This window comes from Chitinophaga sp. S165, assembly GCF_003182155.1.
Classification (GTDB): Bacteria; Bacteroidota; Bacteroidia; order Chitinophagales; family Chitinophagaceae; genus Chitinophaga.
The window spans coordinates 1,396,767-1,413,696 of sequence record NZ_QGTG01000002.1 but is presented as its reverse complement, the minus strand read 5'-3'; the positions used below and the strand labels follow the sequence as shown (position 1 = coordinate 1,413,696).

Below are 16,930 nucleotides of genomic sequence, written 5' to 3'. Positions count from 1 at the left end.
AAATTTTATACATTCACAGTATAAACACGTTTGAAAAAGATGACCATGTCAATAACCGGTACCCCCGTAGCCCTCCTCTATCAGGCGCAGCAACCGCCTGCCCGGAATGGTATTCTCAAACCCATGAAACCAGGCGGCTACTCAGACAGTGGGGCAGATATTGCCTATGCACTACGCGAACAACAAGTGCCTGTAAGTACACCCGTGATCCATCCGCAACTTGCCATTGACCTTGATTGGGTTTTTCCCGACACAGAATCCGGCATATTACACGCACTGGCCAAAGGAGCGCAGGTATTATGGCTGAATACAATTTTATATAACGGTCATCCGGTAGAAGCTTTTCTGAAAAAAGGTATTGCTGCAGTTGGACAACTGCCACGTAATACCGATCTCTATGACGATAAATGGACGACCAACAAACTGTTGCAGAAAAATAACCTGCCTATTCCACCCGCAGTGCTGATCAGCAAAGATAACCTGTACGATTACCAGCTGGCCTTTCCCTTTCCCGTAGTGGCCAAACCTATACGCGGCAGAGGCAGTGAAGGCGTCAGGGTGGCGTTCACACAGGACGAACTGGATGCTATATTGGAAGAGATGTTTGATGAAGATAAATATGGCAGTGCCGTTTATGTAGAAAAATTTCTGTCAGGACAGGAAGTGACCATTACAGTAATGCCGCCCGGTAAATATGTGATCAACGACGTCTGCCAGGAAAAGATCAATTACTGGAGCTTGCCGGCGGTAGAGCGGTTTAATCATCAGGATGGTATTGCTCCCTATAACGGGACTGTTGCCGTGGTCAATAACAGCAGGGTACTGGACGATGTCCGGTTAAAATCACAAAAACTTGTTACCCTTTGTAAACAATGTGAATCTGCGGCCGCACTGGTAGGAGCAAAGGCGCCTGTAAGAATAGATTGCCGGCAGGATGAGCAGGGAGACTATTTCCTGTTTGACCTGAATATGAAGCCTAATATGACCGGAGCTACCCGTCCGCACAGGCAGGACCAGGACAGTTTATCTGCGTTAGCTGCACGGAGAATAGGATGGAGCTTCTCAGACCTGCTGGTGAATATGCTGCGTCAGCAATGGCGTTTATAACTACCGTGCTAAGCCAAGCGTGAATGATTCTTTCTGCGGCAATGAGAAAACTTTTGTTTTCTGCTTTCTAAGCTCTTTGTATAACCCGAGGAGATCTGCTACAGTGAGGTCCCTTATATTGTTGAAGACCAACTCGTGTAATTCTTTCGTTGTTTCAAGTACATGATAATACTCCCGGATGTTGCGGAAGATGCGCAACAAAAGAACAGACACTACAGGATTTCTGTCTACCCGCTGATTAGCGAGATGCCTGGAGGTTAACAAAGTTCCGGCATTCATTAATGCCATTCTCAGTTCGAAAAGACTGGCGGTATTACTATACTGCATTGTCTCCAGCTGCGCTCTTATTTTCAGAATTTCGTACATGTGTATTGGATAACATTGTTTTTCAAATATTACACCAATACACATATTAATACTATCTGAAATAAAAATGGAACACAACGGCAAACAAAACATCAAAATAGTATCACTATTCTTTCCGGATGGTCGCCACGGTGTCTACAGATAACCACGCACGGGGATTACCTGACTTTCAGTTTTTCCAGCATCTCATCCGTAAACGCTTCTGCGGACGCACCATATGCCGTTACCAATACGCCTTTCATCCCATTGGTCGATTCGATGGCATAAACTGCCGCTTCATCAGACGGGTCTGTATCGCCTTCATAACGGTACACATCAACAATGCTGAATTCATTTACCCCTATTTTGTCGCCTCCATTTACGAGGTAGTTTCCTTCCAGGTTAAAATCGACTGTATAACCCTGGCGTTTCAGGGAATTGATAGCATTTGAGACGGTGTCGTAATGGTATTCCATGTTTAATATTTTGAATGATGAATAATCTAATTGGTACTTACCCGGCTTTTCTTCCACATTGGCTGTATTTTCAATAGCTTCAGCAGGTATATGACCAGGAAAATAAGCTCCAGTCTGAATGAAGCTATAAAGGCGCCCCTACTGAACATCGCGTACCCCCCAACAAACAGGCATACGATGATGCCCGCTGCGGCATCGATCAATCCTGCTTCTATCGCCCAGTCCTTTTCAAACAACAATCCATAAGCTGCGGTCCCTTTTAAGACGAACAGCGCCAGCACAGCCAGCGTAATGACAGAAGTACGATCGTTACTCTCCAGTCCATACAAGGAAACGTTATAACTCGTGTCCAGTACAAACATTAAGGGATATAATGCGACGGCAATTACCGCCATGAATAAAAAGATATAACTGAAAACTTTCAACCACCAGGTTAACAGTGTCCTTCTTTTGGGCAACATTAATTCTTCCAGGTCATTCAGTTGGTCAGCTATGATAGATTTGTCTTCCATATATTCACAATTAAGAGCCTGAACAAATATACGAACTGCCACAGCAGCCATAACCAAAAAAAAAGGACCGTTCCTGGAGAGAAACGGCCATTAACAATCAAGCTCCACTGTATGAATAAAAGGAAGGATATACTTTGGAAATAATACCGTAGCTCTCACTGTTCTTTAACGCTCCATAGTCGATAGACCATAGTCCATAGTAAAAACACCGGTTTACTTCCTGGCTTTATTATCTATGGTTAATTTGGGCTGTTGTTCATTTCCGGGGCGCTATCATCCATGAACTATTGCCTACCGTCTACAGATTGCTCACTATCCTTATAAGCCACTAATTTTGACTCCCGTCACACTTTGCAAAACACTTATTCATCAACTTTACCTAAACCTTGTTCCTTTCTGTTGTTCCCTGTTTATTTACTGTTTGCTGAATGCTCTACAAAACTACTTCCGTAACACTTGAAAGTCAATTGACTAATCACCTGTTCTGTTGTATTTTTTATGGAGAACATTATAAGGTGTGTCTTTTCACAATACCAAGTTTCTTCATCTTCGATGCCAGTGTTGATGGAGGCAGGTTCAGTAGTTCAGCAGCCCCGCCCGGGCCGGATATCTTATGGTTACATTTTTTCAGTACCGTAAGTATATGTTCCCTTTCCAATTCCACGATCGTTTTAATATCTGTTTCGTCGGTTACAACGATCGTTTCTTTTTTAGATGCTACCGGCAGCGACACTTCTTTTATCACGCTTTCACGCGCCAGCAGCACGCTTCTTTCTATCAGATTTTGCAGTTCCCGCACATTACCCGGCCAGGAGTAATCTTCCAGCTGTTTCAATGCCATGGGCGCTATCTCTGCCACCTGCTTTCCGGTAGCCGCGCCATATAAACGGATAAAGTGAGACACCAGTAACGGGATATCTTCCCTTCGTTCACGCAGCGCTGAAAGGATGATCGGGAATACATGCAGGCGGTAATACAGGTCCAGCCGGAATCGCCCTTCTGCTATCTCCTTCTCCAGGTTACGGTTGGTAGCCGCAATGATGCGCACATTGACCTTCAATGGACCATTCCCACCAATCCTTTCTATTTCTTTTTCCTGTAAAACACGCAATAATTTCACCTGCAGATCTGCCGGCATATCTCCGATTTCATCCAGGAAAATAGTACCGCCATCTGCTCTTTCAAACTTCCCGATCCTTTTCTCCAATGCGCCGGTAAATGCACCTTTCTCATGACCGAAAAGTTCTGATTCAATGAGGTGTGTTGGTAGTGCCGCACAGTTTACTTTGACAAATGGCTTAGACTTGCGTGGTGACAACGTATGTATACAATTTGCCACGCCCTCTTTACCTGTCCCTGTTTCACCTAATATCAGCACGGAAGTATCCAATGGGGCTACCTGACGGATCAGCTCAAACACACGTAACATCGGCGCGCTTTTTCCTATAATGCCCTGGAAGTTAGGAATAGGAGGAAGGGCATCACGCTGCGCTTCCACCACTTTATCCGGCTGATATGCCGGTATACGGGGCGATTCTGCCTGTTGACCATCTTCGGGCTGCACTTTCAACTGACGCCGGTGCTCATAACGATAACGGGCTATATCCAGTGTTACCAGCAGGTCTTTCTCTCTGAATGGCTTCACAATAAAGCCATAGGGTTGCGTTACTTTTGCTGCCTCCAGCACCTGGCGGTTACAATTAGCAGAGAGATATACGAAGGGGATGTTCGCCTTATTCAATTCAACGGCCAGATCTATGCCTGTCTGATCCCCTTTCAGATAAATATCCAGTAATACAAGGTCAGGTCTGTCTGTTTCGATGATCTCCAATGCTCTGAGCACGGAACGGGCTACACCGGATACCTTATATCCAGCCCTCTCAAGTGTCAGCCGTATATCACCAGCGACAATCAATTCATCTTCTACGATCATGATCTTTTCTTCCATACTAAGCGGTTTTATTTACTAATTTCAATAAGCCGGGAAGCTTTTCCCTGTTATGTTGTGGCTTAAATATCAGGGTAACGGATACCCCATTTTCATCTTTAACTGATAAATCTCCTTCCAGTTGCTCACTTAATGTTTCCATCAGGATAATGCCCATGGAAGCATGTCTTCTTTTCTCAAAATCGGCAGGCAGTCCTTTCCCGTTATCTTTCACAGCAAGCAGGACATAGTCTTCCGCCACATAATGCAGGTTAACACTTATAGCACCCTTACCTCCATTTGCGAAAGCGTATTTAAATGAATTGGTAATGGCTTCGTTCAGTACCAAACCTATCGGCACTGCCTGGCAAACTTCCAGGTATACATCTGCTATCTGCAAATCAAAAGAAATCTGTTGTAATCCGGTAAGGCTATCTTTAAAATATGCAACAAGTTCCCTGATATATATATCCATATCTACTATGGCCATACTACCTGATAAGTATAATTTCTGGTGAATGAGTGAAATTGCCTGCATACGATGCCGGCTTTCATGGATGGCGGCCAACGCATTTTTATCGTCCAGATGTGCAGCCTGCGCATTCAGCAGCCGCATGATAATTTGGAGATTATCCCTTACACGATGATGGATCTCATTGACCAGCCAGTCCTTCTCCGCTACCAGTTTACGTTGGGTGTAGAGCAATACATGCAGGGAATTGTGCTGCTCATGAATTTCCTGTTGTTGTCTTCTCAGTTGTCGGTTAATGTTCTGTTTCAGCTGATAACGGTTGTATCCGAGTATCAGCAGTATCGCCAACGTCGTGGTGCCTCCTATGATCACATACCCTTCCAGCCGGGCGCGTTGCAGATCGCTCTTCTGCAGCAATCCCTGCCGTTTCAGCAGTTGGATGCTCTGCTCTTTCAACAACAGGTCATGATCTTTTTTTTCCATATCATATTGCATCTGCAACTGTGCGATCTCTCTGGTCTTTTCTTCACTATAAAGGGAGTCCTGCAGCACTTTATATTGCTGGTAATAGTCAATCGCAGCAGGATAATTGCCCAGGGCGGAGTCTGCCCGGAAAAGATACCCGTAGTCGTTCAGCAGCTCATAAGTATACCCTGCCTGTTTGCAATAACCTTCATAGTCTATTCCATACTGTTTCACGCTATTGTAATCCTCAATTGCCTGGAAATAGCTTATTAAAGCCTTGTATATCGCATCCTGCATATAATGTGAAGCTCCGAACGACCTGGACAGAGATTGTAACCGCTTTACCTGGATATAAGCGTCGTCATACCGCCCCATGCTGACATAGCTGTTGGATAAGCCTGCAGCAAGGGTGATCTTATCTTCATCAGACGTAATGTCATACCGCTTTTCCATATCCTTCAATATATGAATAGCTTCTTCCGGTTGATTGAGTCGTTGATAGGCACTGGCAATATTTGGAACTAACGTAAGTAAAGACGCTGTATCCTTCCATTTTTTCGCTACTTCCAGCGATTTTTTAAAGTATGTCAGTGCCTGCGCATATTCTGCCAGATGGAAGAATGTAAGTCCCAGCCTGTTGTAGATAGTACAAAGTTGCAGTGTCGTGTCCTGTTGCAGCTCTGCGGTCTTTACCGCCATATAGCCATTTTTCAGGGCAGTTTTATAATTGCCCATCTGGCTGTTTACATTTCCCAACAGATCATAGATTCCCTGAAGTGCCGGATATTGCACTTCTTTATAAATGGTAAGCGCCTCTTCTAATTCTGACAGGGCAGGTGGTAACATGCCCTGGTGGTTATGGCAGTCGCCCAGCATCTGCAATGCCATCGCTTGTTTAAGACGGTTAGCGGCCATCTTATACAGCGGAATGGCCAGTTCATAACAGGCAATTTTCTGTACCAGCTCATTTTCAGAGTAGGTGTCAAAACCCTTCGCCTTTTCCATCCAGGCGTCTCCCACTCCTTCGGGAACAGGATACAACACTTGCTGCCGGGGGGAAAATGACAGGGGCGATGTCAATTGCGCAACTATAACTGTAGGCCACAGACATAAGATCATAAAATAGAGCCGCAGTACCCTTTTACAGTACTTGTCAGTATGGTCCCTATATTTTTCAGGCATAGTCCGTGATTCCCTCCTCAAATTCTACCGGTCCGGTAAAAGCTTGTTTTTCCTGGTATTTAAAGTTGACTGTAACTATTACACCGTTGTGGCTATGTATGTTCAATGTTCCCTCCAATTGTTCGCTTAATGTATTTATCAATGTCATGCCCATCGACCTTTTACGGGCATCTCCAATACCGGCCGGGAAACCTTTTCCGTTATCCGCAATAACAAGCGTCAGCTGCTGATCGCCTGTCTGCTGCAACGAAACGAGGATAGTTCCATTTCCCGTGAAGGCATATTTTATTGCATTGGTTACGGCTTCATTCAGTATCAGCCCCACCGGCACTGACTGAGATACATCCAGTTTTACAGGCGCCACCTTCAGGTCGAAATGTATCCTGTTCATACCGGAGAATCCCTCCTTAAGATATAACACCAGATCATGGATATAGGTTTGCATATCTATCAGCGCCATATTCTCAGATTGGTACAGCTTCTGGTGGATCAGGGAAATGGCCTGCATCCGGCATCTGCTTTCCCTGATGGCGTTCAGGGCATCTTTATCGTCCAGAAAAGCTGCCTGAGTATTCAACAGGCTCATGACGATCTGAAGATTATTTTTTACCCTGTGATGGATCTCTTTCAGTAGCCATTCTTTTTCTCCCAGCAATTTATCTTGTGTACTGATCAGTTCTTCCAGAAAAAGATTCTGCTTGTAGATCTCTTCCTGTTGCTGCTTCATTTGCCGGTTACTGCGCAACTTTAGTTGATAACGGTTATAACCCAACAGCAATAACACCACCAACATGCCTGCACCACTGATGATCACATTCCTGATAAACCAGGCCCTTTGTAGCTTTGCATCCTGTAGCTGAGCTTCCCGTGTCAGCAGTTCAATGTTCTGCTGTTTCATTTTCAGCACATGATCTTTCTGTTCTGTTTCAAACTGGATCTCCAGCTGATTAAGCTGCCGGCGTTTAGTTATCCGGAATACCGAATCATTGAACGTCTTAAATAACTGATAATGTTTTATGGCTTCCTGGTACTTCCCTGTTGCAGAATCGGCCTTAAACCAGTATCCATAACTTTGCGCCAGAACTGTCAGCTGTCTTTCCCTTTCTGCGATCGTACATAGAGCAGCAGCGTATTGCTGCACTTTATGATATTGTTTTTTTTTCAGATGATACCTGATCAATTCTGTATATACGGAAATACTATCAGCACCGTTGCTTCCTGCACCAACAAAAAACAAATTATGGCTGGCCCCATTCCACAACAAACCATAATCTGCTACATCTGGCCCACCTTTCCCAAGCTGCTGTGACGCTATTCTTGATGGCCATATGCGTTCCTGTGCAAAACACTGAAACAAGCAACCGATCATACAATAGGAAAACGACAGTAGCCTATTCATAAGTTAATTATTTTATACATCTCTATTAGATTCCCTGATTTCTGCTATTTGCTCATATTGCTCTCTACCTGACATTGGGACGGTTGGCTAGTACGGTATTTCAAAGATGGCGGTGATTACCTGAGGCACAGGAAAAATACAACATTTTTTACGTTTAGGCAATGTCTCAACGTCACTACCCTATTTGCTGTTTAAATGACACTATAACTGATACGCCCTGTTCTTCGCGGATCGTGATGGTACCTTCCAGTTGCTCCGCAAGTGTTTCCATCAACCGGGTTCCCATCGTCCCCTGTGTGCGTACGTCAAATCCCGGCGGGAAGCCCTGCCCGTTATCAGAAACAGTAAGTACTAGCTGGGTATCCAACGCGTATTGCAGTGACACCACGATAGTTCCCGATTCATCCCTGCTGAATGCATACTTGATCGCATTGGTAAGCGCCTCATTAAGAATGAGCCCGACAGGCACGGCCTGAGAGACATCCAGATTCACTTGTGCGATCTGCAGATCAAAATAAATATCAGGCTGTACGTCTTCAAAACTGTCTTTCAGATAGCCTACCAGTTCACGGGTATAAGTCTGCATATCTATCAGCGCCATATTTTCTGACTGATACAGTTTCTGGTGGATCAGGGAAATGGCCTGCATACGATGTTTGCTTTCACTGATCGCTTCCAGGGCATCTGCGTCATGCAGATATGACGCCTGGGTATTTAGCAGGCTCATAACAATTTGCAGGTTATTCTTCACCCGGTGATGGATCTCTTTTACTAACCATTCCTTTTCTTCCAGTAATTTATCCTGTGTGGTGATCAGCTCCTGTAGCGAAAGGTTCTGTTTATAGATCTCTTCCTGCTTTTGTTTCAGTTGTTTATTACTCTGTTGTTTCAGCTGATAACGGTTAAAGCCCAATACCAACACCAGCAATAATAACACAGTACCCGAAATGATCACATTCCGGGTTAACCTGGCCTGTTGCAACGCAGACTGCTGCAATAATCCCTGCCGGGTAAGCAGCTCAATGTTCTGCTGTTTCAACCTGATATCTTTGTCTTTTTTATCTATGTCGTACTGGACCTGTAATCTGGCAATCTGACTTGCTTTCGTAACGTGAAACAACGAATCGTTCATTATTTTATATTCCTGGTAATGTTTGATAGCCGCTGGATAGTTCTTCAATGCAGAATCGGCCCTGAACCAGCGCAAATAGTTATTAGACAGTACATTGACCAGCCCTATCTTTTTACATACCTCGGACTGTAATGAGCAATAATAGGAAGCGGTCCCATATTGCATGGTAGAAAGGTAGTATGCGATCAATGCATCGTAGATCAGGGTTTGATAATAATTATAGGCCGACATCTGCCGCGAGAAGGTCTGCAAACGGGGGATGAATGCTTTTGCTTTCTCATATTCCTTCATTTCAACATAACATCTCACCATGTTGGCGGTGATCCAAAGCTGGTCTTTAAAGATGGGCTGTTTATATATAGAAACGATATGGTTCAATAGTGCGAGTGCTTCCTGAGGCTTTCCGGTTTTAAGATATGTGCCGACAACATTCGTACTGATGATAAGGATAGAGGCGGTGTCTTTGTAACGGCAAGCTATTTTCAGTCCTTTGCGGGAATAGTCAAGCGCCTGTTTATAGTCTCCCAGCTGGAAATGTGTAATTCCCAACCTGTTGTAGATGGTACAAAGCTGCAGGCTGCTGTCATGCAGTTCTTCCGCCGTTCTGATAGCCATCAGCCCATAGGTCATACCCAGGCTGTAATCGCCGGTAGATGTAGCGATGATACCCAACAGGTCATAGAGTCCCTGCAGGTCTTTTCGCCCGCTCTCTTTATAGAGGGCGAGCGATTTGTGTAAAATGGCCAGTGCCTCGTCGAACTTTCCCCAGCAGTGATAGCAGTCGCCCACCATTCTCAGTGCAAATGCCTCATCCCCTATAGCGCCTGCCTTATGGTATTGGGTGACAGCCTCCTCATACAACCTGATCTTCTCCTTCAACTGCTCTTCTATATCAACTGAGTAATAATTGCCATTCTCCATCAATACGTCACCGAGGTCCCGGGGCAGGTTGGCTGATGTTAAGATCTTCCTGGCTTTCACGATAGCAGTCTGACCTTCCTGTAACATTCCTTTTTCGCGGTAAACCTTCGAGTAACTATAATAACAACGGGCTTCCCAGTGAGGATTTTTCATAGCGGCGCCCATTCCGGCAGCACGATCTATATACAATAGTCCGCTGTCCAGGTCAGCCGGATGTTCATCTTCCCTATCTACGTATGCATTACCCAATTGCAGTAGTATGCTGATCATCTCTCTGTCTGTAGAAGCTTTCAGCAGCTGACGCTGTAATGCAGGGATAGAAGTTTCAGTCTGGCCCATACATGGTAGTATGCCCATAAGCACAATATGGAGGACCAGCGATAGCCTATACATAAGTCGAATTATTTTTTGTCCCTGCAGTTGTAGGCAGTTACAATAATCCGATATTGTTTTTAATAATTCTTTCTATTCGATAATATGTACAATAGATTCGATAAAATAGCAATTGTTGTTTTTACGCTTATAACAATAAAAGCTAAGCCCTCCTGAAAAGGAGGGCTTGTTGGAACCTATTGCTTATGATGGTTGCTTATAATAATATTATACCAGGCTTTCATCCATGACGAATCCCTTTTGACAGAGGTACACCATGGTTTGTCCGGGGTCATTGAACCAATGGGCGATCTTCTCCAGCTGCCCTGCATTGTTCATGATATCTGATGCAATACCCGGTATCTGCGATGCCGCGTAAAATGCCATTTGCTGGTGCGGCAGCAGGCCACAGATCATGGCATTGGCGATCTGGTAACTGTGTCTGGCCGTTTTCCAGTATTCTCCGAACACATCGTTGATCCACGCTTCATTAAACGGCCGGCCGTCATTCTCAATGATCCGGGTAGCTACATAGTGCGCCGCTTTGGAGGCTGCATTCAATCCCTGTGCAGCAAGCGGATCATATACTGCCAGTGCATCTCCCAACGCCATGACCACTCTTCCGGAAGGCAGTTTACCCACTGGCTTTTTAACATAAGGTGTGACAGCACCTTTTAACAGTTCACCTTCCAGCAGTTCGGCATACCTGATCTTATCGTATACATCAGCGCAGAGATCCCGGAGAACGTCTCTGATATATTCGAATTGTTCCCTTACAGATGCTTTATTGGAGGACAGGTCCAGCACACCTCCCGGAATTGCTTCCACCAGCAACACATTTACCCGGCCATGGTCCTTATGCAGAAAATTATAGAAGATACATTCACCTGCATCTTCAATTGCGTTCATGTTGTTGATGCGTACATCTTTGTCCAGGCCGGGCACCACATGGCAATTCTTCACAAAGAACATGGTGAGATGGCGTTGTGGTCTGCTCAGCACCGATCTTTCCACATCCTTTTCAAACAGTTGACCCATTGCTCCTTTCCCGGTGGTCACAAATACTGCATCGTATACGGAAGTGCATTGCTCCAATAATTCAATTGTACCAGGCTGGATGATCAGCTGACCGCCTCTTTTTTCAAACTCTTTCATCCAGATTGCATATTTCAGCCGGAGGTCCACCACCTGCGGCGCCTTATTCAGCCGGGCGCTGATATTGAACAGCGGAGTACCGGTGGCATTGAACATATTGAAGATGCACATATCCAGCTTAGCAGCATCATGAGAATACCAGAAATTGAGCCGGAGGTCCTGCTCATATTGTAATGAGGGAAAATATTGAATTGCTACAGGAAGAGTAGGTCCGTTTAAAACTTCTTCGGAGGTCTTATCTGTGAATATTGTCACCCGATACCCTTCGGCTAATAATGCAAAGCCCAATTGAAGCCCTGCTTGTCCCGCGCCAACTATTGCTATTTTATTCACGTCAAATGCTTTTAGGGGGTTGATGAATATGGTACAAAGGTCAGCAAGATTTCATGTACAATAAATCACCATACAAGGTCAAAGCACTCACCTAAAGCGGGGATGTATTTTAATAATTGCGGAGCAATGCAAGTAACGATTTGTCTTTCAACATACCGGGATAGAAGGCCTTTAGCTGATAAGACGTATCCAGCACCACCCATGCGGGATATGCCGCCTGATGTTGCATCAGCTTTGCTGCAAGTGCATGTAGTCCCTGTGCGCCATAAGGTATAAAGGAATAAGTGGTATCGTTAAACACAATAGGCTGACGGCTTTCAGCATTCAGGGTAACATAGTAATACTTTTCAGAAAGCAATTGCTGTAAGGCAGGCGAACGCCTGATCTGCACATCCTGCATTTTACAATAGCTGCACCAGTCGGTATAGATCTTAATAACAATAGGCTTCGGATGTACGGCCATACTATCCTGCAAATGAACAAAGGAGAAAACCGGTCCCTGTTGAGCAAGGACCGGTGTTGCTACCAGTATGGAATATATCACGTATATGAAAATCCTCCGTATCATGTTATTTATACAGGTTATATCTCACTCCCAGAAATCCTCTGATGCCTTGTAAAGGTGCGTAGTTGTATTCCGTATCGAATGTGTATCCATTAGGATTATTCACCGGATCGTTCACATATTTATCAAAGGGATCAAAGGGCCTTATTAAAGCATACTTAGGTACATAGTTCAGTAGGTTTTTCACACCTCCATATACCTCCCAGCCTTTGGCAAACTTCTTTGTGACCTGTGCATTCGCCAACAGGAACCACGGAGAATATTCAGGTCTGAAATCTTTCGGTTGTATTGGCAAACGCATAGGGCCATTCCAGTTTCCTGTCAGATCAATGCCAAAGCCGGCGGGCAGACTATAGCTGATAGTAAATGTGCCAGCCCACTCGGGAGCGAACACCTGCCGGCTTTTCTGTGGAATGCCCGCTTCATTTTCATCAACCTGGTAAACATCCATATAGGTAAGCCCTCCCAGGACTTTCAGTGGGAAGGCAAAGGTGGCGTCCATATTCAGTGAAACGCCCTGTGATACCGCATGCCCCCGGAGATTATCATAGATGATCTTATTAGGGTCCTGATCGAAATCGCCATTGATCTTATTCGTGAAGTAAGAATAGAAACCTGTCGCATCCAGGTTAATGAAAGCATTATCCATCGGTATCTTCAACACATAGTTCAGGTTACCGTTGTAAGACTTCTCAGGCTTTAATGCTTCAGTTATCACCACCTGACGGGAGCCGGTCAGTGCAGCATGATCTTCTGTAAACAGGTTCACTACACGGAAGCCGGTACCGAAGCTTGCCCTGAGGGTGTTATTCACATCAGGCGTCCACTTGTAAGCGATACGTGGAGAATGGATACTACCGTGGTTTTTGTCATGATCATAGCGGTAACCCAGTAAGAATTTATGTTTCTCGGCAAACGACCATTCATCCTGTACAAACACGCCGGGTAATGGCGTCTTAGCAGGAATGTTGACCTTTCCATCTTCCGAAAGCGTACCAGGAGTATTGTCGTCATACCAGGTATAACGGTAAGAAGCACCTGTTAGCAGGTTATGCTTTTTTCCCAGTTGTTTATCCCAGTAAAGCTGCGCGAATCCAACATGTTGCGTAGCCATAAAAGGATTTCTTCCGTAGTAAGAGTTCTGTTCATGCCTGTTATAAGAGTACTGCAGCATGATCTTTTCTTTTACAGGAAGCTGGTACATACCGATCAGTTCTATCCTTTTGGTATAAATGCTTTCCCCGTAGATACTGTCGCTGCCGCGCCAGGTCTTGTTCCAACGCATATCGCCACCCCAGCGGTCCTCGTATACATACCTGGCGGCGATACTGGCTTGCCGGTTTTCCTTGCGACGGAAGGCCCATTTATTAAAAAGAGAAATACGGTGTTGTATGGTGAGATCAGTGAACCCATCTCCGTTGTTGTCTTTGGGCTGTTGATAATTGAAATAGCTTAATCCAAACAACCCCGATGCATTACCTGCTTTCAACTTCATGGCAGCATCTACATTCAGCTCTCCCCAGGTAGTACCAAATACGTCCGCACTAATAATGGGAGCATTCAGCGGGTTCTTTGTGATCACATTCACGAGTCCACCCATTGCTTCCGAACCATATAAAGAGGAACCAGGACCTTTCACTACTTCTATGCGTTCCACCATGCTCATAGGAATACCGCTCAGACCATACACGGTAGACAAAGCACTTACGATGGGCATACCGTCTATGAGGATCATAGTATATGCCCCTTCCATCCCGTTAATGTGGATATCTCCGGTATTACACACATTACAGTTCAACTGTGGCCTTACACCATTCACCATACCGATAGATTCAAACAGAGATGGGGAAGGATTTTTCTGAAAATATTTAGGGGTGTACACTTCCACAGGCACAGGGCTTTCTGCCCTGCTAACAGGCTTAAGGGTACCGGTAACCACTACGTCATTGAGTTTGGTCACATCGGGCTGTAGCCTGATCTGGAGGGATACCTTCCCACTAGCAGTGACGGTCACTTTCCGGGAGAAGGGGGTGAAACCTGTAGCGGAGGAGCGCAATGTATAAGTTCCCGCTTTTACATTGATCAACCTGAAATAACCGGTAGAATCTGTTGCGGAGCCAGCTTTATTTTCAGCCAGGTATACGTTGGCAAGGTATACCGGTTGCCCGTCAGACAGCACATATCCGCTGATAGTTCCTGTGGATGATTGTGCCGTCGCTTCCGGCGCCAGCGCCAGACAGACAACAAACATTATAAAAGATATTTTTAAATATATTAAAGTACAAGTACGGATCATTTCAGAATATTATTTAGTCTTGTCTAAATTATTATTTTAGACAAATCTAATTATTAATTCAGAAACTTTCGCTCCTTATGTTAATAATCTGGTAAATTTTCAGGAAAGCATATTGAATATCAATCCATACCGGTATAAAATACCGGTAACAGTAAGTAATTTAAAGGGAGTTGCGTTATTTCCGGTCTAGTAATTCCTCTACTACAGGTATATAAACGCTCTTAGGGAAGTTGGTCTTAAAATAATTAAACAGGTCAGCCTGTTCACCGCTCGCGGACGGGCGGCCAGGTATATGTGTCAGGAATTCATTGCCGGCCACCATTTCATGCAAGTTAACCGGAGCATAGGCATACAGCCTGTATGGTTCATCAAAGTGACGCCAGAAGTCAATGCTGGCAGCGCTGGCCCCACCTCTGACATATCCTTTTTTGATGAGGTAGCATTTTTTTGCGATCAGTAGTTCCACGCCGGGGCTGGAAACATACTTGGCATCGAAGGGATCGAACAGGTCGCTGGCATCCTGTACAAGCTGTTTCAGTTCTTTGTCGTTCAGGGCTTTATTCTTCCTTTCATTGGGACTGTCCAGACGTTTACCGGCGCCGTTCAGCAGATAGTACACAAGCCGGCTTTCCAGGGTGGTGACCATATTTTCATAGAAACCGACGGAGATCTGGCCTTTTCGAAGGTAAACCAGTAAAGGTGCTTTCAGGCTGAACAGGGTGGACCGCATGCCCCATAGGGCACCATTGACAGTTTTTGCAGTGTCCAGAACGTATTCCATTGCACTGCTTAACCGGTCACTGGAAAGTGGCGTATCGTTATTGAACATTTCATGTCCGGCGGCATTGCTCCCGGAATAGATCTTTTTGCCCGCGCTACCTTCCCGGCTGATGCCAATATCAACAGAATCGCCAGGTTCTACGTATAGAACCGATTTTACGTACTTGTTTTCGATAGTGATGAAACCCGCTGTGGTCATGGGCACCTTCAGTGTAAACTCATGGTTGCCCACCTTTCCGGCGCTTTGTTTATAGCTTGAATTAAAAAACGTCCCGATCGGCTTGTAGACGAATACGTCCATACTATCCGGGCAATCCGGTACTTTCCCTGTAATAACAACGTGTTGCGCAAATGCGGTGAATGGAATCAGTAGGATAAATAGTATTTTTCTCATATCGTTTCTAAGCTTATCATCGAACCCTCTGCTGCTGCGGGTAACAATTCAGTTGGCCCCATTAATTTACACAAAAAAAAGAAATCCCCGGGATGAATGTGCCTTTGGCGCCTGCTTTTTTTACTGCCGGTTATTTCACCGGGGTACCGGCAACCGCCATTACCCTCCCTGACATAAGTCCGGCGAACACACTTTCATGATAACTTTACAAGGCAAACAACGTCCTCGTTGCATAAGCTAAAAAGAAAAGCACCCTTTACAGGATGCTTTCCAGAATTTTGTTTTATGGAGGAGGTTAGGCTTGGGTAGCCGTTAGAAGATCTAATAACTGGCCTGTCCGATGTCTAGCCTGTTAATCTTCCCATCTGCATTTATATGGAATTTGAAATAGGTCTTGAAATCTCCCCACTGATCACTGTGGAATTTTCCATAGATGTCCAGCCCATTGTTCTCTACTTTGTCAATACTGGTGAAACGTTCATGTCCCAGTGCCTTCTCGAAGAAACTTTTGAAATTCATCCTATTACCATCATCATACAACGCTGCATCTGCAGTAAATAAGCTGAACCACGCTTTACTATCTGCTGTTTGCAGTGCGTCGATCGCCTTTTTAACCGTTGCATTGGTAAGTTTATCATTGTTCATTTTATCGTATTTACTTTGTCCTTTAGCTGTCAATGCGCATATCATTATTGCCATTGCATAAATGATAGTCTTCATTTTAGTTGGTTTTAGCTAGTGGGTGCTGAAGAAAAATTGCAGCAAGGTTCATCAGAAGGAAGGGCAGTTCTATGGCAGCTCCTTTGAGATCTTTTAAAGATAACTGCAAACATAAGATCAGTAAAATAGCCGCGGCCATGAGGAAGTTTCCCGCTATAAAAGTTCTGGGGAATAAGATCAGCATAGCACTTAACAACGTCACAATTCCATTGATCAATACAGCCTGTCTGTTGAAGTGAAAGCGGCCCAGCATCTGTGCCATTTCCGGTTTACCGGAGATCATGGCCCATCCCTGCTTTATACCCATAAACACTATTACCACGACTAACGCTGTACTTATTATTTTGACGAACATAGCGGCTATTTTTTGAATTAAA

Annotated in this window: 14 protein-coding genes; 1 reads left to right on the top strand and 13 read right to left on the bottom strand. The window is 44.8% G+C overall.

Going from position 1 to position 16,930, the window contains the following annotated elements; all coding sequences use genetic code 11:
• Positions 1-39: 39 nt before the first annotated feature.
• Positions 40-1,107, top strand: coding sequence for an ATP-grasp domain-containing protein (locus tag C7475_RS14050; RefSeq protein WP_233259851.1), 1,068 nt, complete (start codon positions 40-42; stop codon positions 1,105-1,107).
• Here the strand turns inward: C7475_RS14050 and C7475_RS14045 are convergent, their stop codons facing one another.
• The 13 genes from C7475_RS14045 to C7475_RS13985 all read right to left on the bottom strand — a co-directional run bounded on the left by C7475_RS14045 (position 1,108) and on the right by C7475_RS13985 (position 16,908).
• Positions 1,108-1,473: a hypothetical protein gene (locus tag C7475_RS14045; protein WP_146217545.1), complete on the bottom strand. Its 366-nt coding sequence runs from the start codon at positions 1,471-1,473 to the stop codon at positions 1,108-1,110.
• Positions 1,474-1,631: 158 nt separating this feature from the next.
• Positions 1,632-1,928 carry a hypothetical protein gene (locus C7475_RS14040; protein ID WP_110053957.1) on the bottom strand — a complete coding sequence of 99 codons (297 nt, stop codon included), beginning with the start codon at positions 1,926-1,928 and terminating at the stop codon, positions 1,632-1,634.
• A gap of 26 nt (positions 1,929-1,954) precedes the next feature.
• Complete coding sequence (locus tag C7475_RS14035) at positions 1,955-2,440, bottom strand: hypothetical protein (RefSeq protein WP_110053956.1); 486 nt, start codon at positions 2,438-2,440, stop codon at positions 1,955-1,957.
• A gap of 508 nt (positions 2,441-2,948) precedes the next feature.
• Complete coding sequence (locus C7475_RS14030) at positions 2,949-4,388, bottom strand: sigma-54 dependent transcriptional regulator (protein WP_110053955.1); 1,440 nt, start codon at positions 4,386-4,388, stop codon at positions 2,949-2,951.
• Between the two features lies 1 nt (position 4,389).
• A complete protein-coding gene (locus tag C7475_RS14025) occupies positions 4,390-6,486 on the bottom strand; it encodes a tetratricopeptide repeat protein (RefSeq protein ID WP_110053954.1) in 2,097 nt (698 codons plus the stop codon).
• Positions 6,479-7,885, bottom strand: coding sequence for a sensor histidine kinase (locus tag C7475_RS14020; protein ID WP_110053953.1), 1,407 nt, complete (start codon positions 7,883-7,885; stop codon positions 6,479-6,481). The genes C7475_RS14025 and C7475_RS14020 overlap by 8 nt, the downstream gene beginning before the upstream one ends.
• A gap of 175 nt (positions 7,886-8,060) precedes the next feature.
• Positions 8,061-10,277: a histidine kinase dimerization/phosphoacceptor domain -containing protein gene (locus tag C7475_RS14015; protein ID WP_158286502.1), complete on the bottom strand. Its 2,217-nt coding sequence runs from the start codon at positions 10,275-10,277 to the stop codon at positions 8,061-8,063.
• A 261-nt stretch (positions 10,278-10,538) separates the two neighbouring features.
• Positions 10,539-11,798 (bottom strand): styrene monooxygenase/indole monooxygenase family protein, encoded by a 1,260-nt coding sequence (locus C7475_RS14010; protein ID WP_146217544.1) that lies wholly within the window; start codon positions 11,796-11,798, stop codon positions 10,539-10,541.
• A gap of 109 nt (positions 11,799-11,907) precedes the next feature.
• A complete protein-coding gene (locus C7475_RS14005; RefSeq protein WP_110053950.1) occupies positions 11,908-12,366 on the bottom strand; it encodes a thioredoxin family protein in 459 nt (152 codons plus the stop codon).
• 1 nt (position 12,367) lies between these two features.
• Positions 12,368-14,614: a TonB-dependent receptor gene (locus C7475_RS14000; protein ID WP_255412651.1), complete on the bottom strand. Its 2,247-nt coding sequence runs from the start codon at positions 14,612-14,614 to the stop codon at positions 12,368-12,370.
• 220 nt (positions 14,615-14,834) lie between these two features.
• Complete coding sequence (locus C7475_RS13995) at positions 14,835-15,833, bottom strand: hypothetical protein (RefSeq protein WP_110053949.1); 999 nt, start codon at positions 15,831-15,833, stop codon at positions 14,835-14,837.
• Positions 15,834-16,154: 321 nt separating this feature from the next.
• Complete coding sequence (locus C7475_RS13990; protein ID WP_199236222.1) at positions 16,155-16,553, bottom strand: hypothetical protein; 399 nt, start codon at positions 16,551-16,553, stop codon at positions 16,155-16,157.
• 1 nt (position 16,554) lies between these two features.
• The gene (locus tag C7475_RS13985; protein ID WP_110053948.1) at positions 16,555-16,908 is read right to left on the bottom strand and encodes a hypothetical protein; all 354 of its coding nucleotides are present in this window, start codon (positions 16,906-16,908) and stop codon (positions 16,555-16,557) included.
• Positions 16,909-16,930 lie beyond the last annotated feature (22 nt).

Coding starts and splice junctions, on each gene's coding strand:
- C7475_RS14050 (WP_233259851.1), top strand. CDS start 40: ATGACCATGTCAATAACCGGTACCCCCGTAGCCCTCCTCTATCAGGCG.
- C7475_RS14045 (WP_146217545.1), bottom strand. CDS start 1,473: ATGTACGAAATTCTGAAAATAAGAGCGCAGCTGGAGACAATGCAGTAT.
- C7475_RS14040 (WP_110053957.1), bottom strand. CDS start 1,928: ATGGAATACCATTACGACACCGTCTCAAATGCTATCAATTCCCTGAAA.
- C7475_RS14035 (WP_110053956.1), bottom strand. CDS start 2,440: ATGGAAGACAAATCTATCATAGCTGACCAACTGAATGACCTGGAAGAA.
- C7475_RS14030 (WP_110053955.1), bottom strand. CDS start 4,388: ATGGAAGAAAAGATCATGATCGTAGAAGATGAATTGATTGTCGCTGGT.
- C7475_RS14025 (WP_110053954.1), bottom strand. CDS start 6,486: ATGCCTGAAAAATATAGGGACCATACTGACAAGTACTGTAAAAGGGTA.
- C7475_RS14020 (WP_110053953.1), bottom strand. CDS start 7,885: ATGAATAGGCTACTGTCGTTTTCCTATTGTATGATCGGTTGCTTGTTT.
- C7475_RS14015 (WP_158286502.1), bottom strand. CDS start 10,277: ATGGGCCAGACTGAAACTTCTATCCCTGCATTACAGCGTCAGCTGCTG.
- C7475_RS14005 (WP_110053950.1), bottom strand. CDS start 12,366: ATGATACGGAGGATTTTCATATACGTGATATATTCCATACTGGTAGCA.
- C7475_RS14000 (WP_255412651.1), bottom strand. CDS start 14,614: ATGTTTGTTGTCTGTCTGGCGCTGGCGCCGGAAGCGACGGCACAATCA.
- C7475_RS13995 (WP_110053949.1), bottom strand. CDS start 15,833: ATGAGAAAAATACTATTTATCCTACTGATTCCATTCACCGCATTTGCG.
- C7475_RS13990 (WP_199236222.1), bottom strand. CDS start 16,553: ATGAAGACTATCATTTATGCAATGGCAATAATGATATGCGCATTGACA.
- C7475_RS13985 (WP_110053948.1), bottom strand. CDS start 16,908: ATGTTCGTCAAAATAATAAGTACAGCGTTAGTCGTGGTAATAGTGTTT.